The organism is Natrinema ejinorense (assembly GCF_002494345.1).
In the GTDB taxonomy this organism is placed as follows: Archaea; Halobacteriota; Halobacteria; order Halobacteriales; family Natrialbaceae; genus Natrinema; species Natrinema longum.
Window position 1 is genome coordinate 349,309 of record NZ_NXNI01000002.1, and the last position, 16,583, is coordinate 365,891.

Sequence of the window (16,583 nt, forward strand, 5' to 3'; positions counted from 1 at the left end):
TTTATAACGGAGATGATGGTACGACGATTGCCATGACGGCAGTGAAAGTAATCCGCGTTATGGGAACGTCGGAAGAGTCCTGGGAAGATGCCGCTCGCGAAGCGTTTCTCGAAGCGAGCCAGACGGTCGACGACATCTCCGGCATCAACGTCGAGCGGTGGACGGCTGACGTCGAAGACGACGAGATCGTGCAGTACAAAGCGACGACCGAAATCGCGTTTCCGGTCGAGTACTGAGCGTCTCACCGGTTTCGGGCGGGTTTCTTGTACGGTCGGGACGTTTCCCCGGTATGGGAACGCACATACTTGTCCCGATCGACGGCTCACCCCAATCGTGGGCCGCATTCGACCACGCGGTTTCGAATCACGACGGAGCGACGATCACGACGTTGCACGTCGTCGACCCGATGGAAGGGGTGTACAGCGATTACGGAGGCGGCGGCTACTACGACGCGCAAACCCACGACCGGGCCGTCGAGCGCGGCGAAGAACTCGGCGACCGGGCACGCGACCGAGCCGACGACGCGGGTCTTCTCGAGACGACCGTCCTCGAAACCGCGGTCGAAACCGGCCCAACCGCCCGAACGATCCTCGAGTACGCCGAGGAGAACGACGTCGACCACATCGTTATCGGGAGTCACGGTCGTTCCGGCGTCGCCCGGATTTTGCTCGGCAGCGTGGCCGAAACCGTCTCGCGGCGAGCCCCGGTACCGGTAACGATCGTTCGTTGACGGTACGGGCACCGATTACGGTGTCGCAGGGCGAACCCGCGCCGGGACCTCCTCGAGAGCGACTTCGACCTCGTTCGTTCGCATGAACGGCGGCGTCCACGGATCGTTGTACTGGAGCAGCGTCGGCTCGCCCCGCGTCTCGATTCCGCGCCGCGAGAGTTGCTCGAGTAGTCGGTTCCGCTCCCGGTCGACGCGCTCGTCCGTCGCGTACCACGAGAAGCTGCGCACTGCGGTCGTTCGCGGCGGTTCGACGACGAGTCGAACGTCGGTGTCAGTCGGGGTCGGGGCGGTGTCGGGCGTGTACGTCGACGGGAGGTAGAAGGCCATCCGCACGTCGTCGCTCTCGGACTCCGTTCGGACGGGTGCGGTCATCGAAATCGACTCGCCGCGGGTCGTTACCGGTGCGGTCATCGCTACGTCTTCGCCACGTGCGTTCGCCCCCGAGATGTAGCGAAAGAGTCGTCTGAACGCCGTTCCGTCGTCCGGGGCCGTCGTTTCGGCGAGGACCGTTCGCGGATAGCGACGAACCTCGACGCCGTCGAAGCGATCCAGCGTCTCCGACGAAACGCGTTCGGTCGTTCGGCTGACGTACGCCCCCCAGCCGATCCACAGTGCCAGCAGGCCACCAGCGCCGAGAACCAGGGTTCGTATCGATCGCATAGGGAACGTACAGCCCACGAATCAATAGATCTGTGGGGTTTGAGGGCGTCTCGTGTTGTACGTCGAGGGCGACGCAGTCGTGTGGCGACCGGTCTCGATGATGAGCCGCCTGCTACGTATAAGTCCCGAGGGACCGTCGTTTGGCCCGTGAGTAACGCCGATTCGCCCCCGATCGACATCGAGTCCCTGACGAAGTATTACGGTGACGTTCGAGGCGTGGAAGCGCTCACGTTTACCGTCGAGCGAGGGGAAATCTTCGGCTTTCTCGGTCCGAACGGCGCGGGTAAGTCGACGGCGATTCGGCTCCTCCTCGGCCTGTTGAAACCCACCGAGGGTGTGGCATCGCTGCTGGGACGCGACGTGACGGACCGAAACGAACTGCGCGATGCGAAACGTCATGTCGGCTATCTCCCGAGCGACGTTACCTTCTACGATCGCGTGACGGGTGCAGCTGTCCTCGACCACTTCGGTCGGCTCCGCGGTGACGAACGCCGCGATGAACTCCTCGAGCGATTTCCCGTTCCCCTCGATCGGAACGTGAACGCGTACTCCAGCGGCAACAGGCAGAAACTCGCCGTCGTCGCGGCGTTCATGCACGAGCCCGAACTGGCGATCATGGACGAGCCGACGTCGGGACTGGATCCGCTCGTCCAGAACGAATTCTACGAACTGCTCGAGGAGCGACAGGCGGCGGGCCGGACGAGTTTCTTTTCCTCACACGTTCTGAGCGAGGTTCGACGCGTCTGCGATCGCGTCGGAATCATCAGGAACGGGCGGTTGATCGAGCTCGATACCGTCGAGAACATCCTCGCTGCAGGCGGGACGATCGCCACCGTTCGACTGGCCGAGGACCCGCCTGCAGCCGCACTCGAGTTCCCGGGCGTCGCGCGCGTCGACCGGCAGGACGGTACGTACAGGCTCGCCCTCGCCCGCGAGTTCGACGCCTTGATCGACCGCCTGAGCGAGTACACCGTCCTCGAGATGGAGGTCCGCGAGGCCTCCATCGAGGACGTGTTCATGCACTTTTACGGAGAGACGGACGACGGAACCGCCGATTCAGAAGTGACCGAGGAGGATACCCGACGGTGATTCGAACGTGGTAAGCCCCGCATATCAGCGCCTGCGGACCCACCAGACCGCCGCGAGCACGAACACGAGTGCGACGGCCGCGAACGGCGCGACGGAGTCGACGTCGGCGTCCTCGTCGGCCGCGACGATCGTGACGGGGACCGAAACCGGCTCGGCGCTCGTGCGGTCGCCGGTGTCGGTATCGTACGCGAGCGTGATCGTGGCGCTGGTGGTCGTCTCGATCGCGTCCGTGGACGATTCGAAAGCGAACCGGGCGGTTTCCGAGTCACCCGACTCGAGCGTTCCGACGTACGCCGTCGGCGAGTCGCTCGACAGCGGCGGCCCGGCCTCGAGCGTGGCGACGACGCCGGTCACCGACTCGTTGCCGTCGTTCGCGATTCGGACCTCGTAGACGCCCTCCCCGTCGATGGGCACTTCGCCGTCGACGGGAGTCACGTCGAACGACCGGGACTCGTCGACCACGATTCCGAGCGCCGTTGGCCCGCCGGTCTGAACGATTTCGTCCTCGTCGTCGTTCGTCTCGTCGGCGTCGTCGTTCGTCTCGTCGGCGTCGTCGAGATCGTCCTCGTCCGCGGGGGCGTCGACGCGATACTGGACGCTGGCGAACAGCGGATACGTCCCCGGATCGACCCGTGCAGCCGCGACCTCGACGTCGACGGTCTCGGTGTCGCCGGGCGAGAGATCGGCGATGGCGACCGACCGGGTCGGCTGTGGCGCGGCGGACGGCCCGAACGTCAGGGTCCCGTCCGCTGCTCGCACCGTCACGACGATGTCGGTCGCCTCACGGTCGCCGTCGTTCGTTACCTCGAGCGTGATCGCCGTCGCATCGCCCGCACGGACTGACTGGTCCTCCGTGACGGCGACGGTGACGTTCCCTTCCGGTGCCTGGACCAGCGGCGGGGCCGTCGCTAGCGGCCCGGCCGGCGGCGGACCGGGCGTCTCGTTCTCGGCGGGCGGTTGGGTTGGGGCCTCGTTTTCGGCCATCCGCTCGGTCGTTCGTTCGCTCTCGTTGGCAGTCGGTTCTGCGGCCGACACAGTCGTGTTCGTGTCGTCTTGTGGCGATTCGTCCGGTTGGGGTGTGACCGCCTGGGGAACGGCCGTCGGCGTCGCTGCGACGGCTCCGGTCACCACCACTCCGACGAGCAAGAGGGAACACACCGCGATAGCCGCCCGCCGTCGCGTCGGTGGCCTCGCTCGCCCCTTCATGTCCACTCCGAGACGGACGAACGGTGATAAAGCACCTCGCCCGTTCCACGACCGAACAGTCGATTACTCGATTGGTGTCGTAACAACTGGATGTTACCTCGTCCAACCACGAATTGGCTATAAGGTGGCCGCTTCCGTCGGGACCCAGCGACGGTTCGATACCCGATGCTCGAGCTCACCTCGTTCGAAGCCGGTCGCCGACTTCGCGGTTCCCTGCTACTCGCCGGTGCGATGGTCGCATTGATCGTCCTCACCGTCGCGCTCTTTCCGTCGATTCAGGAGACGGGTGCCGATCTCGACGCCTATCTCGAGTCGCTGCCGCCCGAAGCGGCGCGTGCGTTCGTCGGGAACGTGACGACGCTGACCACGATCGAGGGCTATCTCGTCTCCCAGCTCTACCAGTTCGGGTGGGTGTTGTTGCTCGCGATCTACTATGCGTACGCCGCGGCCTCGACGGTCGCAGGGGAGGTCGAACGCGGCACGGCGGGACTGACGTTGTCGTTGCCGGTGACGCGGACCCGGCTGGTAGTCGGCAAGTTTCTGTCGCTCGTTCCAGGCGTCGTCCTCGTGAACGCGATCACGTTCCTCGCGGTCGTTCTCGGCGTCGAATTCGTCGACGAGTCGATCGATGTCACCCACCTGTTCGCCGTTCACGCCTACTCGATCGTCTACTTGCTCGCCTGCGCCGGTGTCGGACTGCTGGCCTCGGTCGCGTTCGATTCCGTCCGCCGCGCACAGACTGTCGGCGCCGGATCCGTCTTTGGCCTGTTCTTGCTCGATACGTTCACGTTCGACTCCGACTACGAGTGGCTCGGCGACGTCACGTTCTCCCGCCGCTTCGATCCCGGTGCGATCCTCGTCGACGGCGAAATCTCGTGGCCGGATCTCTCCGTTCTCCTGATCGCCGTCGTCGTCCTCGTCGTCGTCAGCGGCGAATACTTCGAACGGCGTGACCTCTCGTGACCCGCAGGGAGGTCCGACCAGTTTCGATTCGATAGCGCCGACTCACGAATCGCTCGGTTACGCCGTCGACGAGCAGCTACTGGAACGGATCATTGTGGCGATCGCTCCGTCGAACCTGTTTCCCGATAGAACTCGGAGTGGGGTTCGAGGGCCTCGAGTTTGGGCGGTTCCGGACGGCGAACGATGAACACGTCGTACGATTCTTCGGCGGCGACGTGAACGCCGACGCTCGTCAGTGGCGTGACGACGCGGCCGACGTTGTCGCTCCCGAGGAACACGACGCTCGGATCGTGGTTCAATATCAGTCGCTCGATGTGGTCGGCCAGTTCGGCCTCGGGAGGAAACTCGCGGATTCGTTCGCATTCGAACGCCGCTGACGGTGCGAGCGTCCGGACCTGTTCTCGAAGGCCTGCGACGACTGCATCGACGTCGTACGGTTCGTTCTCGTCGATCCACCCTTTCTCTCGTGCGTATCCGTTTCGCTCCGGAACGACGACGACGGCCGCGATCGATTCGTCGAGTGCGCCACCGTACTCGACGGCCCTGACGAGAGCGGCTTCCGCGAGCTCCGATCCGTCGAATGGGACGACGAACGTCATACGTGGCGTCTCTACGCCTCGGTCAATAACTCCAGGGGTGTCGCGGGATGTCAGGGAGAGACCCTACGCCGATACCCGTGGCCGGATCCGTTACGATCCGCCCGTTCCTCATCGCGAGCCTCGAAGCTGCGACGCACTCGCGGATCGCCCCACCGTCTGGCAGTCGCGGCCTCTCGAGAGCGCGGGCGCGAGAACCGACGCGGAACGATCATATTCGCGCTTCGATTTCACGGACCTTCTGAGACCACGGACATACATCATGTTATTGAACGGACTATTTGTGACGAAGCGTGATAGAGCGGACTATGGAACCGCAGACAGAGCGTCGGTGCCATCTTTTGATCGGTATCGCGTTGGTCCTCCTGACGATCGGTATCGGATACGACTTCGTTTTCGGGACGAAGTTGGCGGACTTTCTGGTGATAATCGCCGGTCTCTTCACCGGGTGGGTGGCGTTTCTCTACTGCCTGGGGAACGCTTCGTTCTGGGAATAGGCCGATTCTCGTCGCAACATCGGTGCCGTCGATTCGATTCAGTCCTCGGTCTGACGGGATTCGCTCACGCGGACGGCGAGGATCCGTGCCCGAAATACGATGGCTGGGGCGATTCGGAACCGAGAGCCGTCCCGATCGACGAACGGCGACCCATGATAGATGGAAGTAGTTCGACGTGGTACTCGATGGCATGACGGACCTACTCGCGGAGCAAACGGCCGTCGTGACGGGTGCATCGAGCGGAATCGGTCGATCGATCGCGCGGACGTTCGCCGAACACGGTGCCGACGTCGTCGTCGCCGACGTCCGCGAAACGCCACGCGAAGGCGGGACGCCGACCCACGAACTGATCACCGACGAAACGGAGGCCACAGCGACGTACGTCGAGTGCGACGTTTCGAGCGTCACCGATCTCGAAGTGACACTCGACGAAGCCGAGCGGATCGGTAGTCTCGACGTCCTCGTCAATAACGCGGGCATCTTCCGATCCGAAGAGTTCCTCGAGGTGACGCCGGACGAATACGAGCACCTCATGGGTGTGAACGTCAAAGGCGCGTTCTTCGGCACCCAGCTCGCGGCCCGGCGGATGATCGAAACCGGGGGCGGGAGTGTCATCACCGTCTCGAGTATCGCTGGCTTCCTCGGAAACGGTAGCTACGTCACCTACTGCGTGTCCAAGGGTGCGATCCGACTGTTGACGTACGCGGCGGCCCATCGCCTCGGCCCCGACGGAATCCGGGTGAACGCGATCCACCCAGGCGGCATCGAGACCGAGATGATGGAAGACGCACACATGGGCCCCGACGAACTCGAGGCGTTCACGCAAGCGATCCCGTCGCGCCGGATCGGCGACCCCGAGGATATCGCGGGCGCCGCGGTGTTCCTCGCGAGCGATCTCTCGAGGTACGTAAACGGTGAGTCACTCGTCGTCGACGGCGGGTACACGCACACCGGGTGACCGGCCCCGTCCGAAACGCACACTCCGGATCGGCGAGCCGGGAGTCCGTGGTCGTCCGCACACGCCGGCGTTCGTGTGCGGGATCGACCAGGTGTGGGGGGCCTTTGGACTCTCGTCCCGGCAGGGTACCAACCCCGTCTGGCAGCCCTCGCGCCGCGTCCGGTCGCTACGAGTCGGTCCTCGTCTCTTTCCGTCCCGTCATGGTCGCAGGCTCGAGGCTGAAATATCGGAACGTCGTTTCCCTCGGCGGCCGCTCGAAAATCTCGACGAGTGGGATTTCGATCGACCACATCCCCTGTATTTCGGCGGATTCGTACTGCGCATCGGAGACGTCCGAGAGCTGTCCGGTGGCGACGACGCTTCGCCATCCGTCGCCGGTCTCGCCGTGCGTAACGAAGGAGACGTGCCTGTCTACGAGTTCGTCTTTTCTGCTATCCCGTGGGAAGGAGAGCCGGTAGTAAAAGCGCCCGACCTCCGCACTGTATCCATACGACACGGGTATCGAGACGGGCGGTTCGTCCGGTTCCGTAGCGAACGAAATCACGCCCGTTCCGCCTCGGCCGAGGAACTCGTTCATTTCTTCCGCGCTCATTTGAAGCCAGCGCAAACCCTGCATACCCTCCCGGACGATAGCGGGATAGAAAGTACCCCGTTCCATCGAACCGTACTTTTCAGGTGAGAACGACGTTGATCGGTCTCCCGTTCGCGATGCCCGCGGCACCGACCGGATCCCGTCGCAAAAATCGTGTGTTCGATCTCAGCTCAGTCGCCCGGCCCTGCGGTTTTCGTCCTTCACGGGCTCGGCATTGGACTCGGCTCCGTCTCGATACGTGTCGATACCGAGGCGGGCGTTCATGGGACATTTCTGGGTGGCTGCGGTGGTAGTCAACACCGCGCCACCGACGAGAGCGATCGCTGCGAGAGCGAGTCCGAGCGCCCCCGCTGTTAGGGAGAGCAACCCGCCGAGGGCCGCGATCCCGATGAGGACGAGGACGGGGCCGACGACGATCCGGGCGCCGCGGTCAAATCCGCCGACGTTTTTTTGCATGATTCGGTTCACCAGCCTCAGAGAGGGCGTCAGAGTATATAACCTATATTTACTGTTTGAAGATATATTGCGGGCGGTCGCGACGGCTACTCGCTCCGGGGATTTCGAAGGGTATCTAAATCAGTACAGAACGTCCACGACGGTCCGATTCCCGCCGTCCAGTCCGCCGTCGCAGCGTCTTGCAACACACGACTCGTCCCGGTCGAAACCGCCTTTCCGAGGCCGATCGCAACCGATGCCGGTAGCTGGGTGTGCTTGTGCAGGGGGGAGAACTATCGGCGCTCTCGTCTCAGCTAGTATTGTAGGGTGATTCCAATGGTGAACCAGATCCATCCCGACCGGCTCGCCGAGATGATCGACGCGAACGAGCCGTTCACGCTCATCGATACGCGCCCCGAGGACAGTTACGAGGGCTGGCGGATCCACGGCGCCGAGAACGTCCCGTTCGGTCCGGGGGACGAGTTCGCGGACGTGGACCTCGAGCGCATCGCAGCGGTTGAGGACGGAGAGCCGATCGTCGCGATCTGCGGAAAGGGGCTTACGTCGACGCCGTTTAGCTTCGAACTCGAGCAACACGGCTACGACGACGTGTCCGTCGTGAAAGGCGGCATGGAAGACTGGAGCAAGCTCTACGAGGTCGTTCCCCTCGAGACCGAATCCGACGACCTCGTCGTCCGTCAACTGCAGCGACGGGCGAAGGGATGTCTCGGCTACGTCGTCGGATCGAAACGTGCCGCATCGGCGGTCGTCGTCGATCCGACCAGACAAACGGATCAGTTCAAAATCGTCGCCGAGGAGGCCGGCCTCACGATCGAGCGCGTCCTCGACACGCACGTCCACGCCGACCACATTTCGGGTGGACCGAAACTGGCGGCGGAGCTGGACGTCCCCTACCATCTCGGTGCCAAGGCCAGCGAGCGGGGCGTCGGGTACGACTACGAACCGCTCGCCGACGGCGAGACGATCGAACTCGGCGAGATCGAGATCGAAACGCTCCATACCCCGGGGCATACGACCGAGATGGTCACCTACCTCGTCGATGGCGAGGCGCTGCTGACCGGCGACACGTTGTTCGTCGAGTCCGTCGGCCGAACGGAGCTTCAATTCGGCGATGAGGACGCGGCGAGTGGCGCCGAACTGCTTTACGACGCGATCCACGGGACGATCCTCGAATTGCCGGACGAGACGCAAATCCTCCCGGGACACGTGTCGGTCACGGCGGATAACCGATACGAGGTCGGCTCTCCGGGTGATCTGATCGGTGCTCGACTGGGCAACCTCCGCGAGGACCTCGATCTGCTCGGACTGGACGAAGACGAGTTCGTCGACCGGTTAGTCGAGAACGCCCCCGACAAACCGCCGAACTACGAGCGCGTGATCGAAATCAACACGGGGACGGAGCCGCCCGAAGACGAGTCCGAGGCGACGGACCTCGAACTCGGCCCGAACAACTGCGCGGCCTGACTCGTCGACGAGCGTGGGACACGGGATCGCCGCCAGAACAGTCGCCGGGCGACTCTGGTCGCTCTCATGGCTTCTCCTCCCGCCCCGTCCGATGTGGGTACCGCTACAGCGGGCGCAGCGAGTGTCCGACAGTACTCTCTGTGGTCTCGGAATCTGTTTTTCGTCCGTCAAATCAGCGTGACGATTTTATACCGGGTGGTCGAATCCACTCGTCATGGCCGACCGAATTCTCGTTCCGTACGATGGGACGCCGCAGGCGAGGGACGCCCTCGAACTGACCTTCGACGAATTCCCGGACGCGACCGTCATCGCGCTGTACGTCATCGAGGTGCCGGACGGTCGCTGGGCGCAACTCGTGGGTCCGGAACTGCAAATACCCGTCTCCGAGAACGCGGAGGAGTACGCGGCTGACATCCTCGAGACAGCGACGGAACTCGCAACCGAGCACGGTCGCACTCTCGAAACGAACGTCGTCACGGGCGAACCGGATGACCGCATCGTCGCACAGGCGGAGGAAGAATCGGTCGACCTGATCGTCATCGGAAGCCACGGACGAGAGGGAATCTCGCGCGTCCTGCTCGGGAGCGTCGCGGAAACCGTCGTTCGCCGATCACCGGTTCCCGTCCTCGTGGTCCGGTAGTGGCGACCGGGAAGCGGACCGGACACGAGCGGAGATCGTTCTGCTGTGCGCTGGTCGGAACGCGGGTGCTACAGGGACTCGAGAACGCGCTCGAAGCGCTCGGAGGCGTCCTCGCCGATCGGGTCGAGCGCGTCGTCGTCAGCGATGTCGATCAGCCGCTGAGCGTCGACCGCACTGACGACGATATCGTCGTCATCGTCGTAGACGACGACGTTGCAGGGGAGCAAGGTCCCGAGGTCGAGGTCGTCCTCGAGCCCCTGATGGGCCAGCCCCGGATTGCACGCGCCCAGGATCCGGTACTGTCGGAAGTCCTCGTCGAGTTTCTGTTGCAGCGTCTCCTGAACGTCGATGTCGCAGAGAACGCCGAACCCCTCGTCCTCGAGGGCATCGATCGTCGTCGAAACGATGTCGTCGAATTCGCCGTGGATACGCGTCTGGAGCGTATACGACATACCGTCCGCACACTCCGAAGGACGGTGATTGTTGGGGCGGCACCGGCAAGTTCGCGCCGAGTGCCCGTTCGACCGGGTCGGGAAAAGACTGTAGCCCTGCCACGTGAAAGGCGTTCCCGATGGTCTCTCGTCGCACCGTCCGAGTGGTCGCCTCACTGCTCGGACTCGCCGCGCTCGCTGGACTCGGATACGCGCTCCGGTGGCGGTCGAACCCGTCGCCGTGTCCGTACTCCCAGCGGCGCTGGATCGACCTCTCCCGGCCGGTCATCACGCGCTCGCGGCTGCACGACCTGCTCGACCCGCGGCCGGGTGAGCTAATCCTCGAACTCGGCCCGGGAACCGGCTACTACACTGGGACGATCGCACAGGCCGTCGAGCCAACGGGGACGGTACACGCTGTCGATATCCAGCAGTCGATGGTCGGGCACCTCCGGCTGCGGACGCGACAGCAGGGCCACCGGAACGTCGAACCGATACGCGGCGACGGCCAGCGGCTGCCGTACCCGGACGACAGTTTCGACGCCGCGTCTCTGGTCCTCGTTCTCGGCGAAATTCCGGAGCCAGAGCGGGCCCTCGCCGAACTCGAGCGGGTACTGAAACCGGGCGGCCGGCTCGTCATCGGGGAAGCGCTTCCCGACCCGCATTTCGTCCCGCTCGAGACGCTCCGACGACGGGCCCGGCGGCAGGGACTCGAGTTCGACGACCACGTCGGAACGCGGGCGGGGTACTTCGCGCGGTTCACTGTGCCGTCCGCGGCTCCATAGCGCCGACTGTGTCTCGCAAGCAGTAGTTGAGAAACTGCACACATCCGTTCGTGAAACTGATGCCCCGATCACGTCGATGAGGGCTCGACTCGAGTCGCAAACACCGGGGTTGCCGTCTATTTGCTCCTGGGTATCGGCCACTATCTGCCGGTAGCTCGGTTGCGATTCGTATGGTGGTATTGTGCAATATATACAAACATTTAAACGGTGTTAGCTCCTACGGAGACGTGATGGCAACTGATGCACACAGCGGAACTCCCGGACAGTCGATCGACGAACCGCTCTACGTCGAGGGCGAGACCCACCTCGAGGACGTCACGGCAGAACACGACGTCGTCCTCGTGGACTTCTACGCCGACTGGTGTGGCCCCTGTCAGATGCTCGAGCCAGTTCTCGACGAATTGGCGGGCGAGACGGCCGCCGTGATCGCGAAAGTCGACGTCGACGAACACCAACAGCTCGCGGGAGCCTTCGGCGTTCGTGGCGTCCCGACGCTCGTCCTCTTCGCGGACGGCGAGCAGGTCGAACAGCACACCGGCGTGCTGCCGGCGGACCGACTCCGCGACCTGATCGAGGGATACACTGAATGAATGGGCCACCTGACGCGACCGTTCACGACGTCGTGATCGTCGGCTCCGGCGTCGCCGGCCTCTCGGCGGCCGTTTACGCCGCACGGGCCGACCTCGAGCCGCTGGTGCTCGAGGGGCCCGAACCGGGCGGCCAGCTGACGCTAACGACCGACGTCGAGAACTACCTGGGCTTCCCCGAGGGTATCGGCGGGATGGAGCTGATCGAGAACGGGAAGGAGCAGGCCGAGCGCTTCGGGGCCGCATTCACGCACGGCACGGTCGAGCACGCGACGCTCGAGGAGCGTCCCTACGAACTCGGCCTCTCGAACGGCGATACCTTGCGAACGCGTGCGCTGATCGTCGCGAGCGGCGCGAGCGCTCGCTGGGTGGGTGCCGACGGCGAGGCCGAGTTGATGGGCTATGGCCTCTCGACGTGTGCGACCTGCGACGGCGCGTTCCACCGCGGGGACGACGTCCTCGTGGTCGGCGGCGGCGACAGCGCGATGGAAGAGGCGCTCTTCCTCGCGAAGTTTGCCGACAGCGTGACGATCGTTCACCGCCGCGAAGAGCTACGTGCGTCCGAGATCATGGCCGACCGGGCCCGCGACCACGACGCCATCGAATTCCGCTGGAACACGGAACTCGAGGCGTTGCACGGCTCGCAGGAGGCTGGGGTCACCGGTGCCACCCTCGTCTCCCACCCCGATGGCTATCCCAGCGAGAAAGCCGAATCCGGCGTCGACGTCGACCGGGAATCGGTCGACATCGGTGGCGTGTTCTACGCGATCGGTCACACGCCGAACACGGGTTTCCTCGAGGGCACCGCCGTCGAACGCGACGAAAACGGGTATCTCCGGACTCGATCGGACGCCGCTGGCCGGGCGACGACCGAAACGCACGTCGAGGGTGTCTTCGCGGCCGGAGACGTAGCCGATCCCAACTATCGGCAGGCGATCACCGCCGCCGGAACCGGGAGCATGGCGGCCCTCGACGCCGAAGCGTTCCTCGAACCGCTCGAGCGCGAGGAAGCGGCTGCGCCCGAGATTTCGACGTAGCCGTCTCGCGTCGTCCGGTACTGATCGCTGTTGTGACCGCCCCGTCGGTCGGCACTGTCTAGTTCTGCATCTCCTCTATCGGTGTCTTTCCATCGAGCGCTTGGTGCGATCTCTGCCGGTTGCAGTAATGTGTGAAGCGTTCAAGACACTGGCGGACGCTTGACCGACTGCTATCGTGTTCAGAGAAGCTGATTCCATGTCACGGCGAACGGTCTGTGTCACTGATCAGCAGTTCCTGCACAAGCGTTGCTAAAGCAGTTTGAGAAGGGTGTGGTTCGGCGTTTTATACAATTAGTGACGTGTTCGACACTGTTCCGATTGCCATGCCGTTCGTCTCTGCAATCGAGGCCATGTCGTTGGTAGGCATAGTTCAGCAGTTTATCGCCAGCGACGAGAAACACGGCGTCATCGACGTCGTGTTTCTCGCGTCATTCCGTGAAGAACGCACTAGCTATTACTTTGTTTCTAGTCGGTTCGAGCTTTGTATGGAGTAATCTGTCCGACTCTGGATCGACCGCAGCGTACAGCCAATACTGTTCATCACCGAGCCGGATCACCGTCTCGTCAACCGCGACGTGATCCGGATTTCGGCAGAAATTGGGCTGTAGGTCTGCCTTGTAAACCCAGCTATGAACAGTCGATCGAGCCCGTTCCACATTGAATCTCTCGAGAACTCGAACAGTATTTGAAAGCGAGAGTCCAGCAAGGTGGAGCTGAATACTGAGCTTCATCAACAGCCGCGGTGTTGCCTCTCGCTCCACAAAATCCAAGTCGAACTGGCCGATACTAGAACTGAGGCGTGCGTTTTCGAGCATAGAACACTTTGAAAACGCTACGCCTCATTCCTTCAACCTTATCTGAACACCGCCGGTGCGGGAAGCCTCGTCGTTCACGGCGAGGGGGACGTCACCTTGGCTGCGTCATTGTTGCTATAGTAGCAACTGAAACGATTTACACACTGATCGCAACGCTGTCGTGCGATCAGGTGTGCAATGACTTTCAGTTGCTACTATAGTTAGATTGTTCGTGGCCTCGAATCAAGCGATCAATACTATACTGTCCGCTTCCGTACACGATAAGCAGGAGGAACGACGCGATATAAAGCAGGCCGAGTTCGCCGCCGTTTTCGATCGGGATTAGTCCGTTCGGTAGGTGTTCGAGGACCTGCGCTGTGACCATCTCTCCAGCTGTAATAACGGCAACGAGTCGAGTTCCCACGCCAATGACGATCAGGAGGCCGCCGAGTAACTCTACGATCCCAGCGATTCCGTACAGACTATTCAGCGATACGGTTCCGCCGCTTCCATCTACGCCGCCGAACAACCCGAACACCTTCTGGAGTCCATGTTGCATAAATAATACCCCAATGAGTGCACGGACGACGGAATAAACGGGCTCTTCGTGTGATTCTGCTAGTTGGCCGATCATAGCATCTATTGTATTTATCGGAAATTACTTGTGGTAAATATTTGGTTGCCGGAGAGTATTGTCAACGGACAATATAATTGTCTGTATGCGAGTTACGATCCGCAATCTCATTTCGGATGTTCAAACCATTCCGGTTATATTATTTGATTGTCCACCTCTTACTAGGAAACTTACAAGAGACGGATGGTGTTGCTGGACGAATCTCGATTGGGTCTCCCAACGACAGAGTAGTAATTAATATTACAAAAATTGCGTTTCGAGAACACTTTTGACCGTACCACCGGTAAGCGGCCAGTATGGGCGGCAGTAGCAAAAGGAACGTTGTTGCGCTCTGTGGAAGCCTGCGCGACGAGAGCAAGACGCGAATCGTCCTTACGGAAGTCCTCGAGGCAGCGCAGGAGGAGGGGGCTACAACGGAGTTAATCGATTTGCGCTCGTATGAGTTGCCAAGTCTGTACGCGACGGAGTCGCCCACACCGGACGCCAAAGCGCTTCAAAAGACCGTCGACGCGGCCGACAGCGTTTTACTCGGAACACCGAACTATCACGGATCGTTTTCCGGGTCGCTGAAGAATGCACTCGACTATTGCGGGCGCGACGAGTTTGCGGGAACAACGGTCGGATTGGTTGAAGTTGCAGCCGGGGACTTTCCTGGATCTGCGCTTATGCACTTGCGAACCGTCGCTCGAACGCTTCACGCATGGACGTTACCGACTGAAGTCGCGATCCCGAACTCTCATTCGATGGTCGGAACCGATGGAATCAACGACGAAGAGCTGACGTCTCGTGCTCGAAAGTTAGGACGAGAGTTGACCATCTTCGCAGGTATTGCCGACTACGTCGCTTCCACTCCTACCCCAAATGCCTAGAAATGACAGTTCGGCTTTCGGCGTGTCGACGGCGCTTCAGGAGGCGATTTGCCGATGGCGTCCCAGAACGGAGAGTCGACGACGATAGTATCGGTGAGTCAATAATCGAACGACAGTCCCTAATTCCGATGGCTACAGAACAAACGAATGCCGTTCGAGTCCACACGTTCGGTGGCTCGGACGTGCTCACGCACGAGGAAGTACCGCGTCCTGAACCGACCGACGACGAACTGCTGGCTAGGGTCCACGCAGCCGGCGTGAATCCAGTTGACTGGATGATTCGCGAAGGATACACGGACGAAGCGCTGGATCCAACCCTTCCCTGGATCCCCGGGTGGGACTTCTCCGGGGTCGTTGAGGCGACCGGATCGAACGTAAGCGCATTCGATGCCGGCGACGAGGTATTTGGAATGGTCCGGATGCCGGATCCGGGCGAGACATATGCGGAGTACACGGCCGTTCCCGCCGACGAGGTCGTTGAGAAGCCTGCGTCGCTCTCGCATACTGAAGCAGCAGCTGTGCCAATGGTCTCCTTGACGGCCTGGCGTGCGCTCTTTGAAAAGGGCGAACTCGGAGACGGCGACCGTGTATTGATCCATGCTGCGGCAGGTGGTGTCGGTCACATGGCAGTCCAGCTTGCTGCGGACGCCGGCGCACACGTTATCGGCACTGCATCCGGACGGAACGAGGAGTACCTCCGTCGCCTTGGGGTCGACGAGTTCGTTAATTACCGTGAGCAGCGATTCGAAGCGGTTGTCGATCCGGTGGATGTCGTCCTCGATGCGGTCGGGGACGACACGCTCGAGCGGTCGATCGATGTGCTTCGAGACGGGGCGATACTCGTTACCCTCCCGGTCCCGCCGTCGGACGAAATCGTCGAAACGGCTGCGGAACAGCACGATGCGGATGTACGGTGGTTTAGCGTCGAACCGGATGCAACAACGCTGACGGAAATCGTCGAGAAAATCGATTCGGGAACGATCGAGCCGACGATAAATAGTACGTATCCGCTTACGGAGGCCGCGGCTGCACACGAAGAGAGCGAGAACGGACATGTCCGTGGCAAGCTCGTGCTCGAACTAAACGGCCACTCCGACAATAATTCCCGATAATGATAGATCGAACGAACCCTGAGAACGTTTATACCCCCGCTGGGAACGCCTACACGCAAGTCATTGGAACGAACGCCGACCGAATGGTCCACGTTGCCGGAACCGTTCCGGAGAACGAATCGAGCGAACTTGTCGGGGTTGGAGACATGGATGCACAGATCGAACAGGTAATGCAGAATATCAGCCGCTCACTCGCCGCCGAGGGGTGCGACCTCTCGGACGTTGTGCGAATCAGGATCTTTACGACGGATATGGACGCGTACATGCGTGCACAGCGGACCGTCGGGAGTTACTTCTCGGACGGCGAATGCCCAACGTCAACGCTCGTCGGCGTTGATCGACTTGCGGATTCCTTCCACGGTATTGCACCCGGCGAACCGACCGATATTGAGCCACGCTACCTCGTGGAAGTCGACGCGACGGCAGTCACTGAGTAGCGTCCCGTCACTCCCGTTGTGAACGCTCCTCGAAGTCGTTCCTTGA

21 protein-coding genes and 1 pseudogene are annotated in these 16,583 nt (G+C 62.0%); 14 read left to right on the top strand and 8 right to left on the bottom strand.

Going from position 1 to position 16,583, the window contains the following annotated elements; all coding sequences use genetic code 11:
* Positions 1-32 precede the first annotated feature (32 nt).
* Together CP557_RS21165 and CP557_RS21170 are read left to right on the top strand one after the other, a co-directional pair.
* Complete coding sequence (locus CP557_RS21165; protein ID WP_097381997.1) at positions 33-236, top strand: dodecin family protein; 204 nt, start codon at positions 33-35, stop codon at positions 234-236.
* 53 nt (positions 237-289) lie between these two features.
* Positions 290-730, top strand: a complete 441-nt coding sequence (locus tag CP557_RS21170; protein WP_097381998.1) for a universal stress protein — start codon at positions 290-292, stop codon at positions 728-730.
* 15 nt (positions 731-745) lie between these two features.
* Here the strand turns inward: CP557_RS21170 and CP557_RS21175 are convergent, their stop codons facing one another.
* A complete protein-coding gene (locus CP557_RS21175; protein ID WP_097381999.1) occupies positions 746-1,390 on the bottom strand; it encodes an SOUL family heme-binding protein in 645 nt (214 codons plus the stop codon).
* Between the two features lie 147 nt (positions 1,391-1,537).
* Here CP557_RS21175 and CP557_RS21180 point away from each other — a divergent pair, with 147 nt between their 5' ends.
* Positions 1,538-2,479: an ABC transporter ATP-binding protein gene (locus tag CP557_RS21180; RefSeq protein WP_097382000.1), complete on the top strand. Its 942-nt coding sequence runs from the start codon at positions 1,538-1,540 to the stop codon at positions 2,477-2,479.
* 24 nt (positions 2,480-2,503) lie between these two features.
* Here the strand turns inward: CP557_RS21180 and CP557_RS21185 are convergent, their stop codons facing one another.
* Complete coding sequence (locus CP557_RS21185; protein WP_097382001.1) at positions 2,504-3,685, bottom strand: COG1361 S-layer family protein; 1,182 nt, start codon at positions 3,683-3,685, stop codon at positions 2,504-2,506.
* A gap of 165 nt (positions 3,686-3,850) precedes the next feature.
* Here CP557_RS21185 and CP557_RS21190 point away from each other — a divergent pair, with 165 nt between their 5' ends.
* Positions 3,851-4,648 carry an ABC transporter permease gene (locus CP557_RS21190; protein WP_097382002.1) on the top strand — a complete coding sequence of 266 codons (798 nt, stop codon included), beginning with the start codon at positions 3,851-3,853 and terminating at the stop codon, positions 4,646-4,648.
* Between the two features lie 89 nt (positions 4,649-4,737).
* On the opposite strand, the gene CP557_RS21195 is transcribed toward CP557_RS21190, so the two are convergent.
* A complete protein-coding gene (locus CP557_RS21195; RefSeq protein ID WP_097382003.1) occupies positions 4,738-5,247 on the bottom strand; it encodes an adenine nucleotide alpha hydrolase family protein in 510 nt (169 codons plus the stop codon).
* A gap of 305 nt (positions 5,248-5,552) precedes the next feature.
* On the opposite strand from CP557_RS21195, the gene CP557_RS21200 reads away from it, so the two are divergent.
* Together CP557_RS21200 and CP557_RS21205 are read left to right on the top strand one after the other, a co-directional pair.
* Positions 5,553-5,741: a hypothetical protein gene (locus tag CP557_RS21200; protein WP_097382004.1), complete on the top strand. Its 189-nt coding sequence runs from the start codon at positions 5,553-5,555 to the stop codon at positions 5,739-5,741.
* A 190-nt stretch (positions 5,742-5,931) separates the two neighbouring features.
* On the top strand, positions 5,932-6,699 hold the full coding sequence (locus tag CP557_RS21205; protein WP_097382005.1) for an SDR family oxidoreductase: 768 nt from the start codon (positions 5,932-5,934) through the stop codon (positions 6,697-6,699).
* A 166-nt stretch (positions 6,700-6,865) separates the two neighbouring features.
* Here CP557_RS21205 and CP557_RS21210 read toward each other — a convergent pair whose 3' ends face one another.
* Together CP557_RS21210 and CP557_RS21215 are read right to left on the bottom strand one after the other, a co-directional pair.
* Positions 6,866-7,315: a pyridoxamine 5'-phosphate oxidase family protein gene (locus tag CP557_RS21210; protein WP_097382070.1), complete on the bottom strand. Its 450-nt coding sequence runs from the start codon at positions 7,313-7,315 to the stop codon at positions 6,866-6,868.
* 141 nt (positions 7,316-7,456) lie between these two features.
* Positions 7,457-7,747 carry a YgaP family membrane protein gene (locus CP557_RS21215; protein WP_097382006.1) on the bottom strand — a complete coding sequence of 97 codons (291 nt, stop codon included), beginning with the start codon at positions 7,745-7,747 and terminating at the stop codon, positions 7,457-7,459.
* Positions 7,748-8,062: 315 nt separating this feature from the next.
* Between CP557_RS21215 and CP557_RS21220 the strand changes: the two genes are divergently transcribed.
* Positions 8,063-9,211, top strand: a complete 1,149-nt coding sequence (locus CP557_RS21220) for an MBL fold metallo-hydrolase (protein ID WP_097382007.1) — start codon at positions 8,063-8,065, stop codon at positions 9,209-9,211.
* A gap of 214 nt (positions 9,212-9,425) precedes the next feature.
* Complete coding sequence (locus tag CP557_RS21225) at positions 9,426-9,851, top strand: universal stress protein (protein WP_097382008.1); 426 nt, start codon at positions 9,426-9,428, stop codon at positions 9,849-9,851.
* A 68-nt stretch (positions 9,852-9,919) separates the two neighbouring features.
* On the opposite strand, the gene CP557_RS21230 is transcribed toward CP557_RS21225, so the two are convergent.
* Positions 9,920-10,303, bottom strand: a complete 384-nt coding sequence (locus CP557_RS21230; protein ID WP_097382009.1) for a DUF302 domain-containing protein — start codon at positions 10,301-10,303, stop codon at positions 9,920-9,922.
* Positions 10,304-10,422: 119 nt separating this feature from the next.
* On the opposite strand from CP557_RS21230, the gene CP557_RS21235 reads away from it, so the two are divergent.
* The 3 genes from CP557_RS21235 to CP557_RS21245 all read left to right on the top strand — a co-directional run bounded on the left by CP557_RS21235 (position 10,423) and on the right by CP557_RS21245 (position 12,691).
* Positions 10,423-11,067 carry a class I SAM-dependent methyltransferase gene (locus CP557_RS21235; protein WP_097382010.1) on the top strand — a complete coding sequence of 215 codons (645 nt, stop codon included), beginning with the start codon at positions 10,423-10,425 and terminating at the stop codon, positions 11,065-11,067.
* Between the two features lie 230 nt (positions 11,068-11,297).
* A complete protein-coding gene (trxA, locus tag CP557_RS21240; RefSeq protein ID WP_097382011.1) occupies positions 11,298-11,657 on the top strand; it encodes a thioredoxin in 360 nt (119 codons plus the stop codon).
* Positions 11,654-12,691 (top strand): NAD(P)/FAD-dependent oxidoreductase, encoded by a 1,038-nt coding sequence (locus CP557_RS21245; protein ID WP_097382012.1) that lies wholly within the window; start codon positions 11,654-11,656, stop codon positions 12,689-12,691. The genes trxA and CP557_RS21245 overlap by 4 nt, the downstream gene beginning before the upstream one ends.
* Positions 12,692-12,909: 218 nt before the next feature.
* Here CP557_RS21245 and CP557_RS21250 read toward each other — a convergent pair.
* Both CP557_RS21250 and CP557_RS21260 read right to left on the bottom strand, forming a co-directional pair.
* Positions 12,910-13,506: pseudogene (locus CP557_RS21250) on the bottom strand (IS6 family transposase).
* Between the two features lie 184 nt (positions 13,507-13,690).
* The gene (locus CP557_RS21260; protein ID WP_097382014.1) at positions 13,691-14,119 is read right to left on the bottom strand and encodes a DoxX family protein; all 429 of its coding nucleotides are present in this window, start codon (positions 14,117-14,119) and stop codon (positions 13,691-13,693) included.
* Between the two features lie 296 nt (positions 14,120-14,415).
* Here CP557_RS21260 and CP557_RS21265 point away from each other — a divergent pair, with 296 nt between their 5' ends.
* The 3 genes from CP557_RS21265 (at position 14,416) to CP557_RS21275 (ending at position 16,537) form a co-directional block, all read left to right on the top strand.
* A complete protein-coding gene (locus CP557_RS21265) occupies positions 14,416-14,988 on the top strand; it encodes an NADPH-dependent FMN reductase (protein WP_097382015.1) in 573 nt (190 codons plus the stop codon).
* A 128-nt stretch (positions 14,989-15,116) separates the two neighbouring features.
* The gene (locus tag CP557_RS21270) at positions 15,117-16,100 is read left to right on the top strand and encodes an NADP-dependent oxidoreductase (RefSeq protein ID WP_097382016.1); all 984 of its coding nucleotides are present in this window, start codon (positions 15,117-15,119) and stop codon (positions 16,098-16,100) included.
* Positions 16,100-16,537: a RidA family protein gene (locus CP557_RS21275; RefSeq protein ID WP_097382017.1), complete on the top strand. Its 438-nt coding sequence runs from the start codon at positions 16,100-16,102 to the stop codon at positions 16,535-16,537. Before CP557_RS21270 ends, CP557_RS21275 begins: the two co-directional genes overlap by 1 nt.
* Positions 16,538-16,583 lie beyond the last annotated feature (46 nt).